This is a genomic window from Paenibacillus sp. N3.4 (assembly GCF_008017805.1).
Lineage (GTDB): Bacteria > Bacillota > Bacilli > Paenibacillales > NBRC-103111 > Paenibacillus_E.
Genome location: NZ_VRTT01000008.1, coordinates 37,926 through 54,282, shown reverse-complemented (window position 1 = coordinate 54,282; position 16,357 = coordinate 37,926). Strand labels below are relative to the sequence as shown.

The following is a 16,357-nucleotide window of genomic DNA, read 5'->3' as shown; positions in this document are numbered from 1 at the left end:
ATCCATCGTGATATCCATGGTGGTACATTTGGTGATGCATAGGGTGGTTTCCATGATGGTGTGTATGCATTTGATGTTGCTGATAGGAATAACCAAGATTATTCAAGTGTAAATCTCAGTATTTTTGTTGCGAATACAACAAAAATGAGCTAGATTAGATATGAAGTTAAGTTGCATTTGCAACAAATCCTCACGAAAGCTTGTCTATTCGCAGGATTTCATCCTTTAGATTTCGATGATGATGAAAGGTCGCGACATATATTAGGATGTGTCGTTAAAAAGGCATGCGGGAATAGAGGTGAGGTTAATTCACCCAATTCAATCCAAATGCCGCACGTATTCTCCACGGTGCCCTTAGCGATTTTTAGTATCAAGTGCTTTTTGGTTCATGTTGAAGATCAGGATATTCGTGGTCTGCTTGAATTCGCGCTAGGATTATCACAAAACCAAATAATCTGGCTGGCTTAAAGGTTTGAAAAATACCCCAGAGTATCTTAATAATCTAGTAGACGTCCATTATCATTCCATTGACTGTAAATTTTGTTTTCTCTAGTGTTTGCTATGAATTTGTCTAATCTGCTCCTAAATAACTCTGGCTGATTCTTATTGCTTTGTATCGTGTCGATCCGAACTCTTTTATAAAGATCTGGAAATGCCATGAAATTCTCATATACTTGCTTTTCCTCTTTTAGCCTTTGCTCTATAACTCTATCTATTCTAAAAGAATTGTGATCCATATCAGGAAGAACCTTTCTTCCTTCCTCTCTCATTAACCCCAACTTTTCGAGGCGGCGGACTCGTTCTTTATTTAATTCAGTCCATGAACTTTTTTTACTTCTAGGAGACAGTCTCTGAGCCAGCTCAGTTTCAGATATTTTCTTTTTGACTCCATCGATCCATCCAAAGCACAAAGCTTCCTCGACCGCGTCCAAATATAACAACATATCAGGGGGGGGCGTCATACTAACCAAGACCCAGCAAGATTTCTCAGTCTTACAATTTTCTTGAAGCCAAATCCTCAAATCTTCTCTCGATTTTGCTGGAATTAGATTTTCAATTTCCATAGATTAAATATTGCCTCCAATTTGTTTGCGTCATACTAAATACGACCCCGCAGCCTGAATTAGCAACAGCAAGCACTAATCGCCTATCGGGATACGCGATAGTGAGGCCGCCACAAACTGATTAGTGCAAATATATACAAATACACCTTTTTGATACATGTGGTGCATTAAAAAAATGGTCTTCAGTTGCAAGACCATTTTTTAGAATGAGTTACTGTTTGTTGGAAATTACTCTATCAAGAAACTTATCTGCGTCACTATTGAATTTCCAGGAAACCCCAAACTTATCAATTAGTATTCCAAAGCACGAAGACCAGGGAGTATGTGATAACGGCATCATAACATTGCCACCAACAGACAAATTATTAAAGTATTCTTCCAGTTTTTGTTTATCATCAATGACAAGACTAATAAGTAGATTATTTCCTTTCACTAACTCACCTGTTACCATCTTCATTGAAGGCAAAATATCCGACATCATTATTTTCCCACCTGCGAATTCTATTGAAGACTCCATGATCATATTTAACTCATTTTCTGGCAATGGATAGTTTGGATCTTGTGGGAAATCCTCAAATTTTACTTTTTTTACTTCATTTGCATTTAAAGCCTCCGAATAAAATTCAATCACTTGTTCTGCAATTCCATCAAAGTTTAAATATGCAATAGCTGACATAAAGTAATACCTCCTTCTTGTGATAATTGTAGTATAATTTATAAAAGGTGACAGATGTATGTCACCTTTTATAAGTAAAGCACAAAAAAGAGGGAGAAATATGGAAAAGGTTGAGAGATTAATATCTATAATAATGATATTGCTGAAAAAAGATATCGTTTCAACAAAAGAATTTACACAATTATTTAACGTTTCCAAAAGAACTATTCTTCGTGATATGGACACACTGAGTTTATCAAACATCCCAATCTATTCTATTAATGGAGTTAATGGTGGCTACGGTATTATGGATGAATACAAGTTTGATAAACGTCTTTTAAGTAGCTCCGACTTAGAGAATATATTAACTGCGTTGAGCGGATTGGAACAAATTCTAATGAGCGAAGAAGTTGAAGTGACTATAAAAAAAATAGAAGCAATGGTTAGCCCATTGTCTCTGAAAGGTTCAATTCAACTGTCATTTTATGATTGGGAGGGTCGATCTGAGATTCTTCAAACTTTGAAGACATGTCAAGAATCAATATTAAAGAGGAGGTTAGTTTCATTTGATTATATTGATAAAAATGGCCTTAAAACGAATAGAATTGTCGAGCCGTATCAGCTTCAGTTTAGCGAAACGAGTTGGTATTTGAAAGGATTCTGTTTACATCGTATGAGTTATAGAACATTTAAATTATCTAGGATCGATAATCTTAATATGGATGAAAAAACATTTTATCCTAGAGATTATTTATTAGAACAAGAACGTGAAGCAAGTTATCAACCGCAACTAGTCGCTATTAAGGCGTTGATTTCACCTAGCATAAAAGATCAATTCATTGAAAGGTACGGTCGAAAGAGTATTGAAAACTATAGTTCTGAATTTTTCTTAGCAACAATCTATGTTCCTCAAAACAGTACGGGATTTCAATTTTTAGCAAGTTTCGGTACAAATCTAGAAATAGTAGAGCCCAAAGCATATGTTGAAGACTTTCGAAGTATTTAAATAAAATGATGGAGAAATATTCTTAAAAGCTCAAGGTATGGATGGAAAAGCTGCCGCATGCAAATGTACTTGACACAAAGTTCCCCTCAAAATTAATTATTTGAGACTTTGTGTCAAGTGTAATGGGAAACTAGTGTCAATAGACAACACATGTCAGGTGACAAGAACATTATCTCATTCCCGACGGATTGCAGGTCAAGTGGAGAACTTAACGATTAACGGGCAGTTTAGTTTGGTGGCAGTCTTGAATATATGGAGTAGCAATTCTCAGCTACTTTTTAGTAAGGGGGCAAGTAAATGGGAGTTAACTCAAAGGGGAAACGTAAGTTGAAACATAACGGAAGGTCGTATTATTGGTATGTCCAACAAGACGCCGAAGATTTTGGACGGATTAACCTGAAAATTGTTTCAGAGGATAAGAAGTTTATAATTTCGTATCTAGTAGGACAATCAAATAACGTTCAGACACCACATAGTGTAATAGAGGGAGTCGAATTTGAAGGATTAGAAGATTTCAAACGGCAAGGTTGGATAAGGGTACAAACACCTATTTGGAATGATAGCATCATTACACCAAGTCTTGTTAAGACAATAATCGAATGGTGCTTGAAGAAAAAAGATCAACTAGTTTTTATTGATTGGAAAGGGAATATAATGGAGCTTGTAGTAACGAAGACAGTTGGAACCCTAACGGAGAACTTTAGTCCAAGGTAAGTTTTTATGGAAAGGTAAATTACAATACAACTAAAGTTTTATTAATGCATAAAGGAGTAAAAACTTGAGACTATTCATGAATTCTTTCCCTATTCGATTTGAGCAAGGATACGAATTAGGTTATGGTCCTAGTGTCTATGACATGATGGCAGAGTTTATTCTCGCTTTTCCAAACTTGAATGAGGACGTTTTGTTCACGTATACAAATTGGAACAAAGATTTGGATACGCTTGAAGACTTTATACTTGAAGAGTCGGCAGAATCTTTCCACTTCGATTTAATATATGACCCTGAACACAAAATAGGTAATAAAGTGAAGAGAATTCTCTTAAATCATTATGCACCCGAGTGTGACCCAAAAGTGGACGTTGAATTAATGGACCAATTGATGACTAATTTTAAAGCAGCATCTTTAAATGAGCTGGATGAAGAACTTGTTAGAGTGATTGGTAAAGCTGTACACGGAATGCAATCTATCTACACGCTGGAAGATCGAGACGAGCTAACACAATATTTTGTAAACAGCCGATTAGTAGACATCAATTCTTCATGGTTGTGGTCTTATGAGAAGCCCGATCATTTTAAAAATATATTATGGTACAGAGCTAATTCGAAGGACGACATTCTGCAGTCATTCAACTTAACTAGCTGGTGGTTTTCCTGTGCAATCGTGAACAGTAATACGACAGTAGAAAATTACAGCTACTTTCTTGATTATACAGAAGAACATGGAGAGGAACATGACGGAATGGTCCTCTACATTACTACCAGTAACAAGGGGCATTTTAAAGACAAGGTCCTTCCAGTACTAATGGACCTTCTTGGTGATAAGTTGGAAGTCATCGGTTAACATGACCTATCATGGTAAACTCTATTACATAAATGGGTTTTTCTATTTATGTTACTTTCGATGATAACGAATAGCACAATGTACAACTTTCCGCTATCTGATACATTAAGAGCCATAAGTGTTTTCGTTAAATATCGAGGAACGAGAGCTCAATAAACAACTATGAAAGGCAGCCTGCCGCCTTTCTCCGATATCGGGGCAGTTTTAATTCTTCTCGAAGTATTGAAGCGACATGCTATTTTGTAGGGGAGTGATTTGAGCCGGAGACTTTAAGGACAAAGCTTACTTATATTTATTATATTGTGTATTGATAGATATTCGGAGTACTTCTTATACACCTATGTAGGTTGAACAAATGAGCTTGATATTACTACGAAAATGTAGTAAATTAACATTAGTAATTACGATATCGTAGTTTATTGGCAGAAGAAAGGGATGTTCATGCAGCAGTTTTTTGAGCTTATTTTTAAAAACGGTCTTCGTCCGCTCAGTATATTTCCTGATACAACACATCTGGAACTTCAGCTCACAAGTTCAGATTTTTCCGCATTGCTGTTGCTGAAATTTCATGAGCAGCTGACGATGTCCCAAATGGCCGATCACCTAGGTGCACCGCTCAGCACGGTGACCAGTATTGCCAAAAGGCTTGTGCGGAGAGGCTACATCTATAGAGAGAAATCGCAACAAGACCAACGAATCATCGTCAATCGTCTGACGGAAGACGGGGAGCAGATCGCCGAAGAGGCGCTCGGCACGATGAATACGATGTTTGGCCGTATTGAACTTGCCCTGACAGCCGAGGAGCTTCAGCAATTTATTCATCTTTCGCTGAAAGTGGCCAAAGCTTTGCAGCATAATTCGGATCCCACTGGGGCTTCGAAATCATCGACGTCTAGAAAAATTGAAATCCAATAATTTTTTTATGCAAATACTACGATATCGTACTAATGGAGGTGCTTGGTTTGCGTATTATTATTTACACGGGTAAAGGCGGTGTCGGAAAAACCAGTATCGCCGCAGCAACGGCTTACCAAATGGCAGCCGAAGGAAAACGAACGATCGTCTTAAGCACCGATGCCGCCCATAGTTTGTCGGATTCTCTGGGCATTTCACTCCAGCACGAACCGATTTTAGTCGATGAGCGACTGTGGGCACAAGAAATCGATAGCTTAAAGGAAACTCAGCGCTACTGGGGAAACGTGCGCAGCTGGTTTTCAAATTTTATGCAGTGGGCCAACCTAGATGATATTAGATCTGAAGAGCTGATGGTATTTCCGGGCTTAGAAGAATTGTTCAGTTTGCTAAGAATTAAAGAGCATGTGGAAAGCGGGCAGTTCGATGCAATCATTGTGGATTGCGCACCGACTGGAGAGACGCTGCGTTTGCTTAGCTATCCCCATTTGCTTCGATGGTGGGTTCGAAATATTTTTCCTTACGAGCGCAAGATTCTCAAGTTGGCCCGCCCGATTATGAAAGTGACCAAGGGCTTGGAATTGCCCGGCGACGACGTTATGGATAGCTTCAGCCAAGTTGTTGATAAATTGGAAAAGCTGCAGCAGGTAATCTCCGATCCCGAGATTACCAGCATTCGTCTCGTCGTGAATCCGGAAAAAATGGTCATTTCTGAAGCGCGGAGGGCTTTTACCAACCTCAATTTGTACGGGTTTCATACTGATGCGGTCATTGTCAATAAAGTGCTGTGCGAAGAAGCGGCCGAAGGTTATTTCGCACAGTGGAAACAAATACAAAACCAGTACGAAGAAGAAATTACCCACTGCTTTAGTCCTCTACCGATCTTGAAGGTTCCGCTGATGCCTTTGGAGGTCGTTGGCAAGGAGATGCTTAAGCGCGTTGCGGCAGCAGCTTTTCATGAACGGGAATGTGGAGCCATTCTCCACAGAGGCATATTGGAGGAAGTGAGGAAAACAGAGGCAGGTTACGAGCTCCGCATCTCACTTCCTTTTACCGAGAAGAAACAACTCCAATTGAATCAAAAAGGCGATGAGTTGACGTTGCAGGTCGGCACTTATAGACGGATCGTTGCACTGCCGAGGGTCTTGCTGGGACGCCGGGTAGAGGCGGCACGTCTTGCAGAAGGCTTACTGACAATACATTTTGGCCTTGTCGAAGAATCGTAAAGAATTGAGAGGAAGGAAGATGAACATGATGATTGACCGTTACATGCCCGATTACCAGTTTGGAGAGCGCCATGAGATTAGCATGCACGCGGAGCAGGGAACCGTATATCGGGCGATTCGGGAGGTGACAGCGACGGAAATTCCGCTATTACGTCTGTTGTTTGCGATCCGGGCGCTTCCATCCGTGCTGATGGGTAAAAGAAGGGAGGCGTTGGCATATACGCTTCCTTATGTCGAAGAGATGGAACGATACGGGTTTCTATTGCTGGAGGAAGAGCAGAACCGGGAATTTGTCGTGGGTATCGTCGGGAAATTTTGGAAACTTACTGGAAACATGCCAATAAAGCTGAAGTCGGCAGACGATTTTAACGCGTTTGTCGATTCGCGGTATGCCAAATCTGTCATGAACTTCAGTGTGCACGAAGGACCGCACGGGAACGCCGTTGTCCGTACGGAAACACGGATTCAAACGACAGGCAGTGCCTCTAAGGTGAAGTTTGCTCTGTACTGGGCGATCATTTATCCTGGCAGTGCTTACATTCGTAGAATGATGCTGAAAGCGATCAAAAAGCGGGCGGAAAGCAAGCGCGGATGATCCCTGGTGACCGTACAAATCCGCGGTGACGACTCAGTCGTCCTGTCCCGATTATTCTGTTGGAATCGCGTAAATAACCGGCCAATCGGCAGAGGAGAAACGCTTAAGATGAAATTGAAAAAACATAGTGGTGTGATGCTCGCTTGGACAGCTGCGTTACACACAGTAGTCGGAATTATCGTTTACTGGCAGTCGATAACTGATATCGCGAATGACGGTTTTATAAACGCGGTTGAACCCCAACTGCATGCCGACAGAGCTGCCACTTTCTGGTTTTTGTTTTTTGGTGTTCTTTTGTTTATGCTTGCCTGCTTGATGAACTGGCTTATTCGGGTCAAGGGGGAGGACGTACCGAAATTCGTTGGCGTCCACCTGCTGGTGCTTAGCTTGATTGGTGTATTTTTTATGCCGGTATCCGGCTTCTGGCTCGTCATTCCGCAGGCAGTCATTCTCATACGCAGGTAGCGTCAATCATTGTCGTGTCGCGTGCTTGTACCAGCATCGCCCTAAAAAATATAAATTGAGTGGTAAAATATGGTGTTATTACTCATTATTTCGAAGTAGATGTAGACAAGAGAACTAGGCAGGTAAACTATCAAAAATACATTGATACATACTTATCAGATATAAAAGATGACTACTCATTAGGATATTTGACTCATTTAATTTCCGACAACGTATGGATGGAGTATATCTATTATCCATATGAATTGAAGCGGAAGCAAGATTTAGACCCGACCTTTTTACAAAGATGGTATTCAGATTTTAGAAAAATGAAAACAAAACTGCTTTGTCATTATAATATGGGATACCTAAAAGATTGGTTGGAAATTGATGCTCTCCCGAGAGAAATAGAAGATATAACTCAAGACGACTTACAAAAATTTATTGAAGTGTTGTACGAAGATTTTGAAATTATAGAAAAAAATAAATATTGCGAACTTGAAGTATATAATTTTGATGAAATAATCGAGTACATAAACTTATCGAAATCTAAGGCTATTGCTGTCATTGAAGAAATTAAACCTTCGATACCCACACATGATTGAACTAACGGGTAAGTACGATTTTGAATCCATTTCTTGAAGAGTATGAATTAATTACTTTATTTGAATCAGAACCAATCATTCTAGATAGCAAAGTTCCGTGGTATTACAACTACCTGCTCTTCAAACTAATAAGGGATGGAATCATCTTAGATTTAAGCATGGAACCGGCATGCAATCGGATAAATATAAGAATGAGTAACGAGAGGCAAGGCACTTTAATTGAGGTAGGGTATGAGGCAATTAGGGGGATCGATATATATAAAGAAAGTTCCACAGAAGGCTTATTATTATTCGATGGTGATAATCCCAATGTAACAGTAAGACTTGAAACAAAGCCAAATATTAAATTAATAAGTACAGGAGATAAGAATTTTCGGAAGTGAATTTGGAGAGATTAATATCTTATGATATCAATATATTCAGGCTTCGATCATTACCATCCTTAGCCGATCAAAGGCATTTCAAGGAATAGCTGACGGTGAACGTTTTAAATAGGGATCACCGGCTGCCGCGCAGTCTGGCGGTCCCTATTTTACTGAAGTAACGGTCAGATTACGCTAATAAAGGAATTGAATGAGATCTACCCGAATAATGAATTATCCCTTAAGGAAGTAGGTTTGTTTGTGAGAAGTGAACATTTATTGAAGCTCCTACATGAGAAGGAATTGTATACTGACCGTCCATTTGATGGGTGTAGCGAATCAGAAATAAAGTTACTGGAGCAAGAAATGGGAATCAGGTTACCCAAGTCTTATCACCAATATTTACTTGCTGTCGGCAATTATTCGGGAAGATTGTTCCAAGGCACAGATACGGATTTCTCACAACTAAAGGAACTTCAGGATGAGGCAAAAGAATTATTACGAGAGAATAATAACCCGGTAGTGTTGCCTGATAGCACTTTTGTATTCTCAATTCATCAGGGTTATGAAAATAGATTTTTTAAATTAAATGAAGGGGATAATCCTCCGGTCATGGAATGGTACGAGGGAAGTACGAAGGGGATAATTAGGCTCTATGATTCATTTGAAGAGTTTCTTTTCGATTCATTTTATCAGCATACAGCATAAAGTGGCCTGATTAATCTTAGAAGAAATAATAGCTCAATAAAGATACGAAGGCAGCCTGCCAGACGGAGCGGCTGCGTTCTCAAGGCTAACAAAGGAGTACAATCAATGAAGCTTTTCACAAAGGAAGTAAAGAAAATTGTAATTGATGAGTGCTTATTTCATTGCATAATTGACCAAACTCCAGAGGGCTGTGTGCGAGCGTTCGCGTGCACGGGGATGAAGCGCACATGTGGAGCGTTTATGAAACGATGTTCGCATGGCTTGAGCAGTCGCCTGATTATGAGCTTGATAAGAGCGAGGACGTACTAGGGATGGAGACGGTTCCGCTTGAACCGTTGAACGCGTTGACGATACCCTATGAGGCAATAGAGACATTTGATTTTACGATGTTCTACCCTATGCGCAAAAAGTCGGGAGTTTGATGACCTTATTTAAATTGTTTATGACGCTAACGGAAGACGATATTCGTTCAACTATCGGGCAGAAGAGTGTGGTGGAACGGCTATTTATTATCGCTCACTATTTTGCCAGAGTAACACATCCGCTTCACCTACAATATGATGTGTCTAGAAATCTAAAGAGGTGAGCCAATGGCAGTCGTAAAAGCCAGGAAACAGGATATTGATATGTTGGCAAGGTTGCTTCGAGCTGAAGCTGAGACCGAAGGCGAAATGGGCATGCTCCTTGTTGGAAATGTTGGCATTAACCGAATAAGAGCGAATTGCTCCGATTTTAAAGGAATCCGGACAATTCCCCAAATGATCAACCAGCCGCATGCGTTCGAAGCATTGCAACATGGTATGTACTATCAAAACGCAAGAGAGAGGGAACGCCGTCTGGCGCAACGGACTGTGAATGGGGAGAGGAATTGGCCAGGCAAATTCTCCCTATGGTATTTCCGTCCAGGAACGTTCGAAAATCCCGGACCATGTCCGCCAACTTGGTATAATCAGCCGCTCGTAGGACGATGGAAGAAGCACTGTTTTTATGAACCGACCGCGAAAGAATGTGAAAATGTATATAATACGTTTTAATTTTATAAACGTAAAGAGCTCAGGAAATCTTAACCTGACTTGTCACAGCCATGTGTCGGTTGACAAGAACTTTATCTCATTAAGTGCCGCGTAAATCGCGGCTTCTTTGGATTTAGTGGAATAAAGTTGTTGTCACGGTCATTATTCGGAAACTATAACAACGTGACAGGCCGTCCAATGTCGGATGACAAGAACATTAGCCGAATGAAGTCTGCTTGAATTGCGGGCTTTATTTATTATCGGATCAAGTTCTTGTCATTTGTCAATGTCAAGAACATAGTCCGGTTGCCGACGAGCTTTGCTGTCGGCAGCCTGTTTAACGAACGGGAAAAAGTTAGAAAAAGGAAAATCACGATGGGTGGAGAAAAAGTTGTTATCGGGTTAGAGATTTAACTAACGAAGAACTGTCTTTTTTCGAGCGAATTTTGGTATATCACCTTCAGATAGATATGAGCAGATTCTTCTGTACTTTATAAATACAACTTTTTCCATATGTGTACGTATATAGATACAAAAACTTATGGAGGTTATCATATGAAAAAATTTATTATGGGTGTAGTTGTAGGGGGAATTCTTTCATTAACTTCAGTTGTTGCAGCTTCTGATTCCATACAGGCATATTTATTTGACGTACATTTTTCAATTAATGGTCAAGGTACAGTGGTGGACAAAGGTTATTCAGTTCTTAATTATAACGGTAGTGCTTATGTCCCTGTTCGCTTCATAGCGGAGCAATTAGGTGCATCTGTTGATTATAGTGCTGTTAACAAAGAAATAGTAATCAATCATTTTCATCAAATATGAAAATACTTACTGACAGTAATTATCCAAATGTACATTTTAGCCTGACAGATCTCTATTTAGACGGTGGTTATACAGGAATTTATGGACTTCTTTCACTAGATCAATTAAAGGAGAACACGATTACTGAACATGAAATAGATTTTAGCTTGAGTTTTTACGACGCAAATGAAAAATTGATTGGAACAGCATTTGGATCTCAGATAGCTAATTCTGATTACAAACCAACAATCTCTACAGGCGAAATTAAAGTTGTTAAGGCTGGTGAATCTGGTGATTTTTCCAATTATTCGAATGTGAAATTTAAAGTGACGAAGTATAAATGAAGGAATTCTTAAGAAACTCTAATTATCACAAATTGGTGGTTCGCATGTTATGAAGATAAGTTATTCATTGAATTTCTGACAGGAAGCAATGAATTATTATAGGACTATTGCACAAAGTAACCGATTTTGTGTACATGTCTGTCTACGAAACATTGTCAAGCACGCAAAAAGGCCCTAGAATCCATTTTCTCTTTCTTGGACGAATTCACTTCGACGGAAAGGAAAAATGGAGAATTGGGGCCTTTCTGCTTTGGAAATTCCTCTGGTTAAAAAACTTAAAAGAATTTTCATTAAGCGTCCTATTGAATAGGACGTTTTTGTTTTGAGTTTTTCTCTTTAGAAATTCTTTAGTTTTATCCCTGTAGGTTCTTTAGAATTTTAACTTAATATAATCTTATCGACATTAACAGAGGATTTTTTTCTTTCCTTCATTATAAATCGGAAGGTTTCAACAATTAAAAAAATAAGGAGAAGGGTGGAGAATTTTATGGCTTCTGATCAATATTTAATGTTTTTACAAAAATTTATTCAAAATCCTAAGCAAATCGGTAGTGTGTTGCCAAGTTCTCGATTTTTGGCTAATAAAATGGTTCAGTCTGTTCCGTGGAGCGAAGTTGGTTCTGTTGCTGAACTTGGATCCGGCACTGGTGCAATCACTCGGTATATCAAATCGAGTGTATCGGACTCAACCAAAGTGTTTTTGTTCGAGAATGACGAAAACATGAAGGCTAATATACAGAAGCAATACCCTAATTTTGTGTGTCACACAAACGCATGTTATTTAACAAATGTAATAAATCACCACGGCATCCATCAGTTAGACTGCATTATAAGTGGATTACCATTTTTCAATTTTCCAAGAGAACTTCGAGAAACGTTAATTGATCAAATTATCAAAGCCTTAAAACCGGGTGGTTACTTTGTCGCCTTTCAGTATTCTCTTCAGATGAAAAAGCATTTAGTACATGCATTCGATATCGAAAGGATAAATCTTGTGCCGCTTAATTTCCCGCCAGCATTTGTGTATGTATGCCGTAAAAAGCGGGGGATTGCATGAATTACGACACACTCATACATTCTATTTCACAATTTGGATATGCCGCGTTGTTTTTTGCGCTTTGGCTTGGCATCGTGGGTATGCCGATACCAGACGAGGTCATCGTGATGACCGGAGGAGCTGTAAGCAAAACGGGTATTCTCCTTACATTTCCAGCTTTTATTGTCACCTATTTAGGTGTGATTTCTGGGCTATCACTTGGTTATGTTCTCGGCAGATTTCTCGGATCACCGATGCTTGATAAACTTTGGCGTAAAAAGAATATCGATAAGCACTTAAGAATAGCAGAAAACATGTTAAACAAATATGGAAATTTTGCTTTAAGCTTTAGTTACTTCATTCCGGTCGTCAGACATATTATTCCCTATTTAGTTGGGATTAATAAAATGCCGTATCGTCATTATGTGCTTTATTCTTACACAGCTGGACTTGTTTGGACATTTGTCTTTTTTGTGTTAGGTCAACTAGCAGGAGCCCATGTGCAAAGTGTTGGGACAATGGTATATCATTACGGTATATATGTAGGACTTTCATTTACGATAATCATTTTTATGGTTTTATTATTCAGAAGCCAAAAAAGGGGGAAAGCAAGATGAACACAGTATTAGTCGTAGACGACGACTTGGAAATTCGCGATGTTATTCACGTTTATTTGCGCAACGAAGGATATAAGGTTTTAGAAGCAGAGGACGGTCTCAATGCGTTAGATGTATTAAAGGTAAACTCCGTGCAGCTCATTATTTTGGACGTTATGATGCCCAATTTAGATGGTATCAAAACGTGCATGAAGATTAGGGAAATTTGGACAACACCCATCATTATGCTCTCTGCTAAACAGGAGGATATCGATAAAATCATGGGTCTTTATAATGGCGCTGATGACTATGTGGCCAAGCCCTTTAATCCTTTAGAACTGCTTGCAAGAGTAAAAGCGCAGCTTCGGAGGCAAACGTACACCGCAAAAGAATCAAACGATTCCACGATTACCATACAAGAGCTTGTTATCGACAAAGCAAAGCATTTCGTATCGATAAGGGGGAAAGAGGTTTCCCTTACACCTCTTGAATTTTCCATTTTGGAGTTATTGGCAAGCCACTCTGGGCAAGTTTTTAGTGCCGATAAAATTTATGAAACGTTGTGGAATGAATCCTCCGGCTATTCTGATAACACGGTCATGGTGCATATTCGCAATTTGCGTGAAAAGATGGAGGAACATCCAAGAAAACCGCAATATATCAAAACGGTTTGGGGAGTGGGATATAAAATTGATAAATATACTATTTAACCTGATAAGAGGTAAAAAAAGCATAAGGGTCGAGATGTTTTGGGCGTTTGTTTTTAGTCTTATTATTGCGGTTGTTTCCATGGTGTTCGCCGCGATTTTTAATCAAACTTATGTGCCGACTCTTGTTTTTGTGGCAACATTCATCTTCTCATTTTATTTGCTAACTGGCCGTGTGGTCAGATACCTCATTGCTTTAGCAGATGGACTCGATATCATTTCAGAAGGGAATTTGGATTACCGCGTACCTATACTGCGAGAAGATGAACTTGGGCGAGTAGCACTAAGCATTAATGCGATGACTGAACGATTAGATCGACAGATTCAAAGGGAGCGGAAGATTGAAAAATCCAAGATGGAATTAATAACAGGTGTCTCCCATGACTTGCGCACTCCCCTTACGAGCATCATTGGTTACTTAGATCTATTAAGAACTAGTTCATTTCAAGATCAGAAGGAGTATGAACGGTTTGTTCAAAACACATAATAGAAAAGCCATTCATTTAAAAAATCTCATAGACGATTTGTTTGAATACACTCGTCTTACATCTAGCAGCAATAATTTAAACCTGAAACAAATTGATGTTCATCAACTGCTCGACGAAATGATCTTTGAATTTGAGCCTATTGCTCAGGAAAACAGAGTATCCATTGACAAAGATATGGGTAATACCGCTGTTGTTACGGCAATTGATAGCGAAAAATTCGCGAGAGCCATTGATAATTTGCTGATGAATGCGCTCAAGTATTCCATTAAGCCTGGCACAATCCGCATCTCCATGGAAACAGATGAACAGTTTTTTTACATTACGATCGAAAATGAAGGAACACCCATCACAAAAGATCAAGAGGAAAAAATTTTTGACCGTTTTTATAAAGGCGATCACTCGCGGCGCAGCGAAGATATCCAAACGGGTACCGGTTTAGGTCTTCCGATCACCAGAAACATTATTGAACTGCACGAAGGAACGGTAACGCTTACACATAATGACGGGATTTTCGTCTTTATAATTATGGTCCCCTTCAGAAATTCTTCAGTTTTATCCCCATAGGTTCTTTATTATTTTCCTTTAATATAACCTTATCGACGTTAGGAGGTGGATGATATCGTAAAGATAAATTTTGTTCCGTTGAATGTTCCTCCGGCATTCGTATTTCTCTGTCGCAAAAAGGAGGCGCAGTAACATGGAAGATGAGCATTTTCCAAGGTTGCAAAACAGTATGAAGACTAAGCTTAGAACTTTTGCACGGTTGTTATGGATATTGATCATTCCTGTATTGAATATCTTTTATGGTGTATTGAATCATGGCGGTGCTAACGTCAGAAGCTTAATGACTGCTTTGGATGAACGAATCCCGCTCATTCCAGCATTTATTATCCCTTATTTGATTTGGTACCCTTTTGTTTTCGTTATGCTGATTGTGCTTTTTACTGAAAAGAGAAGAGCCTACTATCGAACGTTAATCACCTTATGTCTGGGTTTAGTCAGCTGTTATATCATTTTTCACTTGTTTCAAACTTCGATTCATCGCCCTCAGATTACCGATCATGGATGGTTATCTTTGCTCATTCGTCTGGTTTATCAAATGGATGGCCCCTATAATTGTTTTCCCAGCATTCATGCTCTAACCAGTTATTTAATCCTGAGAGGCTCCAATGAGTGTTTGAATTTGTCGAGAGTCTCACGATTGCTCATTGGAATCACATCGTGGTCGATCATCATCTCAACCGTATTTGTTAAGCAGCATGTTGTGTTAGACATTCTCGGAGCCATTGTATTGGCCGAATTACTGATCTTTGCCGTTGGGAAATGGTTTCCTTCTTTAGTAGAAGCCAAACCATCCAATGTCCTCAAATCGGGGAGATGGAGGAAGTATTTATGAAAACTAGTTATTGGGAAAGGCTGCAGAACCATGAAAAACGGATGTTTTTCTGGTGCAATCATGTCATAAGCCATACCTTTCTTGATCGTGCTTTTGGTCTCCTTACGCATATGGGTGGCGCGACTTTTACAATCATTTGTTCGCTATCCATTGCGCTGTTTACGTCTGGATTATGGAGATCAGCAGGCTGGCAGAGTTTCGCGGCCTTATCGGCTAGCCATTTAGTTGCTGCTCTAATTAAGAAAAAAGTTCAGAGAATTAGACCCTATTTGACCCTGCCACATACGAAAGTAGGCAGGAATCCACTGAAGGATCATTCTTTTCCTTCAGGGCATACGACAGCTATATTCGCAGTCATTACGCCATTCCTTTTTATTTCAGGGTGGCTTTCATTGACTGTAATCATGCTGGCACTAATTGTAGGCTTATCACGCATTTATCTGGGACTTCACTACCCTTCGGACTGTATAGCCGGATGCTTGCTTGGAACAGGAAGTGCATTATTCATCGTTATTTTGAGTAGGTAAGGCGAAAGTAGAGATGTGGGAAGGTAGCAAAGGAAACTCTAAGCAGAAGCATACCGCAATGCCTAGCCATAGGGCAAAAATAAAGCCGCATTATAAATTCAGAATAAGCCCCACAACAGAAGATAGGACCGTGACCGGGACACTACTAGTCTTTGCGCTCTAAATGCGTATAGATTTATCACAAGTATCATGCAAAGCAGAATTAATGACTACGCTAATGAATATGCGGAGGCGGTATAGGTAACAAAATAGTAGTTAAACGAATTTATAGGTGAAGCGTTATGACCACAGAAAATTCCCAATAT

At 39.4% G+C, this 16,357-nt stretch carries 23 protein-coding genes and 1 pseudogene; 22 read left to right on the top strand and 2 right to left on the bottom strand.

Going from position 1 to position 16,357, the window contains the following annotated elements; genetic code table 11:
- Positions 1–494 precede the first annotated feature (494 nt).
- Both FU659_RS06415 and FU659_RS06410 read right to left on the bottom strand, forming a co-directional pair.
- The gene (locus tag FU659_RS06415; protein WP_147946795.1) at positions 495–1,064 is read right to left on the bottom strand and encodes a YdeI/OmpD-associated family protein; all 570 of its coding nucleotides are present in this window, start codon (positions 1,062–1,064) and stop codon (positions 495–497) included.
- Positions 1,065–1,275: 211 nt separating this feature from the next.
- Complete coding sequence (locus FU659_RS06410) at positions 1,276–1,740, bottom strand: VOC family protein (protein WP_147946794.1); 465 nt, start codon at positions 1,738–1,740, stop codon at positions 1,276–1,278.
- 100 nt (positions 1,741–1,840) lie between these two features.
- On the opposite strand from FU659_RS06410, the pseudogene FU659_RS06405 reads away from it, so the two are divergent.
- The 22 genes and pseudogenes from FU659_RS06405 (at position 1,841) to FU659_RS06310 (ending at position 16,052) form a co-directional block, all read left to right on the top strand.
- Positions 1,841–2,751, top strand: a pseudogene (locus FU659_RS06405) (helix-turn-helix transcriptional regulator).
- A gap of 271 nt (positions 2,752–3,022) precedes the next feature.
- Positions 3,023–3,439, top strand: a complete 417-nt coding sequence (locus tag FU659_RS06400; RefSeq protein WP_147946793.1) for a hypothetical protein — start codon at positions 3,023–3,025, stop codon at positions 3,437–3,439.
- A gap of 64 nt (positions 3,440–3,503) precedes the next feature.
- Entirely contained in the window at positions 3,504–4,289 is a 786-nt protein-coding gene (locus FU659_RS06395; protein WP_147946792.1) for a hypothetical protein, read from the top strand.
- 441 nt (positions 4,290–4,730) lie between these two features.
- Positions 4,731–5,204 carry a MarR family winged helix-turn-helix transcriptional regulator gene (locus tag FU659_RS06390; protein WP_187273944.1) on the top strand — a complete coding sequence of 158 codons (474 nt, stop codon included), beginning with the start codon at positions 4,731–4,733 and terminating at the stop codon, positions 5,202–5,204.
- 47 nt (positions 5,205–5,251) lie between these two features.
- Positions 5,252–6,427 carry an ArsA family ATPase gene (locus tag FU659_RS06385; protein WP_147946790.1) on the top strand — a complete coding sequence of 392 codons (1,176 nt, stop codon included), beginning with the start codon at positions 5,252–5,254 and terminating at the stop codon, positions 6,425–6,427.
- Between the two features lie 19 nt (positions 6,428–6,446).
- Positions 6,447–7,022 carry a hypothetical protein gene (locus FU659_RS06380; protein ID WP_147946789.1) on the top strand — a complete coding sequence of 192 codons (576 nt, stop codon included), beginning with the start codon at positions 6,447–6,449 and terminating at the stop codon, positions 7,020–7,022.
- Between the two features lie 6 nt (positions 7,023–7,028).
- Positions 7,029–7,487 (top strand): DUF6463 family protein, encoded by a 459-nt coding sequence (locus FU659_RS06375; RefSeq protein WP_222708489.1) that lies wholly within the window; start codon positions 7,029–7,031, stop codon positions 7,485–7,487.
- 59 nt (positions 7,488–7,546) lie between these two features.
- Positions 7,547–8,071 carry a hypothetical protein gene (locus FU659_RS06370; protein ID WP_147946787.1) on the top strand — a complete coding sequence of 175 codons (525 nt, stop codon included), beginning with the start codon at positions 7,547–7,549 and terminating at the stop codon, positions 8,069–8,071.
- Between the two features lie 20 nt (positions 8,072–8,091).
- On the top strand, positions 8,092–8,454 hold the full coding sequence (locus FU659_RS06365) for a hypothetical protein (RefSeq protein ID WP_147946786.1): 363 nt from the start codon (positions 8,092–8,094) through the stop codon (positions 8,452–8,454).
- Between the two features lie 186 nt (positions 8,455–8,640).
- Complete coding sequence (locus FU659_RS06360; protein WP_187273943.1) at positions 8,641–9,141, top strand: SMI1/KNR4 family protein; 501 nt, start codon at positions 8,641–8,643, stop codon at positions 9,139–9,141.
- 227 nt (positions 9,142–9,368) lie between these two features.
- Positions 9,369–9,563, top strand: coding sequence for a hypothetical protein (locus FU659_RS06355; protein WP_147946784.1), 195 nt, complete (start codon positions 9,369–9,371; stop codon positions 9,561–9,563).
- Positions 9,563–9,727, top strand: a complete 165-nt coding sequence (locus FU659_RS35185; protein WP_187273942.1) for a hypothetical protein — start codon at positions 9,563–9,565, stop codon at positions 9,725–9,727. Before FU659_RS06355 ends, FU659_RS35185 begins: the two co-directional genes overlap by 1 nt.
- Before the next feature lie 4 nt (positions 9,728–9,731).
- Positions 9,732–10,175, top strand: coding sequence for a cell wall hydrolase (locus FU659_RS06350; protein WP_147946783.1), 444 nt, complete (start codon positions 9,732–9,734; stop codon positions 10,173–10,175).
- Between the two features lie 534 nt (positions 10,176–10,709).
- Entirely contained in the window at positions 10,710–10,979 is a 270-nt protein-coding gene (locus tag FU659_RS06345; protein ID WP_187273941.1) for a stalk domain-containing protein, read from the top strand.
- Positions 10,976–11,302, top strand: coding sequence for a hypothetical protein (locus FU659_RS06340; protein ID WP_147946781.1), 327 nt, complete (start codon positions 10,976–10,978; stop codon positions 11,300–11,302). The genes FU659_RS06345 and FU659_RS06340 overlap by 4 nt, the downstream gene beginning before the upstream one ends.
- A 487-nt stretch (positions 11,303–11,789) precedes the next feature.
- The gene (locus FU659_RS06335) at positions 11,790–12,359 is read left to right on the top strand and encodes a class I SAM-dependent methyltransferase (protein WP_147946780.1); all 570 of its coding nucleotides are present in this window, start codon (positions 11,790–11,792) and stop codon (positions 12,357–12,359) included.
- Complete coding sequence (locus FU659_RS06330) at positions 12,356–12,955, top strand: DedA family protein (protein WP_147946779.1); 600 nt, start codon at positions 12,356–12,358, stop codon at positions 12,953–12,955. Before FU659_RS06335 ends, FU659_RS06330 begins: the two co-directional genes overlap by 4 nt.
- The gene (locus FU659_RS06325) at positions 12,952–13,644 is read left to right on the top strand and encodes a response regulator transcription factor (RefSeq protein WP_147946778.1); all 693 of its coding nucleotides are present in this window, start codon (positions 12,952–12,954) and stop codon (positions 13,642–13,644) included. Before FU659_RS06330 ends, FU659_RS06325 begins: the two co-directional genes overlap by 4 nt.
- A gap of 34 nt (positions 13,645–13,678) precedes the next feature.
- Positions 13,679–14,128 (top strand): HAMP domain-containing protein, encoded by a 450-nt coding sequence (locus tag FU659_RS38200; protein WP_315971280.1) that lies wholly within the window; start codon positions 13,679–13,681, stop codon positions 14,126–14,128.
- Positions 14,112–14,693: a sensor histidine kinase gene (locus tag FU659_RS38195; RefSeq protein ID WP_315971279.1), complete on the top strand. Its 582-nt coding sequence runs from the start codon at positions 14,112–14,114 to the stop codon at positions 14,691–14,693. The genes FU659_RS38200 and FU659_RS38195 overlap by 17 nt, the downstream gene beginning before the upstream one ends.
- A 133-nt stretch (positions 14,694–14,826) precedes the next feature.
- Positions 14,827–15,525, top strand: coding sequence for a phosphatase PAP2 family protein (locus FU659_RS06315; protein WP_261807648.1), 699 nt, complete (start codon positions 14,827–14,829; stop codon positions 15,523–15,525).
- Positions 15,522–16,052 carry a phosphatase PAP2 family protein gene (locus tag FU659_RS06310; protein ID WP_147946777.1) on the top strand — a complete coding sequence of 177 codons (531 nt, stop codon included), beginning with the start codon at positions 15,522–15,524 and terminating at the stop codon, positions 16,050–16,052. The genes FU659_RS06315 and FU659_RS06310 overlap by 4 nt, the downstream gene beginning before the upstream one ends.
- The last annotated feature ends 305 nt before the right edge of the window (positions 16,053–16,357 follow it).

Bases quoted from the DNA above. Each gene is read 5' to 3' on its own strand.
- FU659_RS06415 (WP_147946795.1), bottom strand. From the start codon at position 1,064: ATGGAAATTGAAAATCTAATTCCAGCAAAATCGAGAGAAGATTTGAGG.
- FU659_RS06410 (WP_147946794.1), bottom strand. From the start codon at position 1,740: ATGTCAGCTATTGCATATTTAAACTTTGATGGAATTGCAGAACAAGTG.
- FU659_RS06400 (WP_147946793.1), top strand. From the start codon at position 3,023: ATGGGAGTTAACTCAAAGGGGAAACGTAAGTTGAAACATAACGGAAGG.
- FU659_RS06390 (WP_187273944.1), top strand. From the start codon at position 4,731: ATGCAGCAGTTTTTTGAGCTTATTTTTAAAAACGGTCTTCGTCCGCTC.
- FU659_RS06380 (WP_147946789.1), top strand. From the start codon at position 6,447: ATGAACATGATGATTGACCGTTACATGCCCGATTACCAGTTTGGAGAG.
- FU659_RS06355 (WP_147946784.1), top strand. From the start codon at position 9,369: ATGTGGAGCGTTTATGAAACGATGTTCGCATGGCTTGAGCAGTCGCCT.
- FU659_RS35185 (WP_187273942.1), top strand. From the start codon at position 9,563: ATGACCTTATTTAAATTGTTTATGACGCTAACGGAAGACGATATTCGT.
- FU659_RS06350 (WP_147946783.1), top strand. From the start codon at position 9,732: ATGGCAGTCGTAAAAGCCAGGAAACAGGATATTGATATGTTGGCAAGG.
- FU659_RS06345 (WP_187273941.1), top strand. From the start codon at position 10,710: ATGAAAAAATTTATTATGGGTGTAGTTGTAGGGGGAATTCTTTCATTA.
- FU659_RS06340 (WP_147946781.1), top strand. From the start codon at position 10,976: ATGAAAATACTTACTGACAGTAATTATCCAAATGTACATTTTAGCCTG.
- FU659_RS06335 (WP_147946780.1), top strand. From the start codon at position 11,790: ATGGCTTCTGATCAATATTTAATGTTTTTACAAAAATTTATTCAAAAT.
- FU659_RS06330 (WP_147946779.1), top strand. From the start codon at position 12,356: ATGAATTACGACACACTCATACATTCTATTTCACAATTTGGATATGCC.
- FU659_RS06325 (WP_147946778.1), top strand. From the start codon at position 12,952: ATGAACACAGTATTAGTCGTAGACGACGACTTGGAAATTCGCGATGTT.
- FU659_RS38200 (WP_315971280.1), top strand. From the start codon at position 13,679: ATGTTTTGGGCGTTTGTTTTTAGTCTTATTATTGCGGTTGTTTCCATG.
- FU659_RS06315 (WP_261807648.1), top strand. From the start codon at position 14,827: ATGGAAGATGAGCATTTTCCAAGGTTGCAAAACAGTATGAAGACTAAG.
- FU659_RS06310 (WP_147946777.1), top strand. From the start codon at position 15,522: ATGAAAACTAGTTATTGGGAAAGGCTGCAGAACCATGAAAAACGGATG.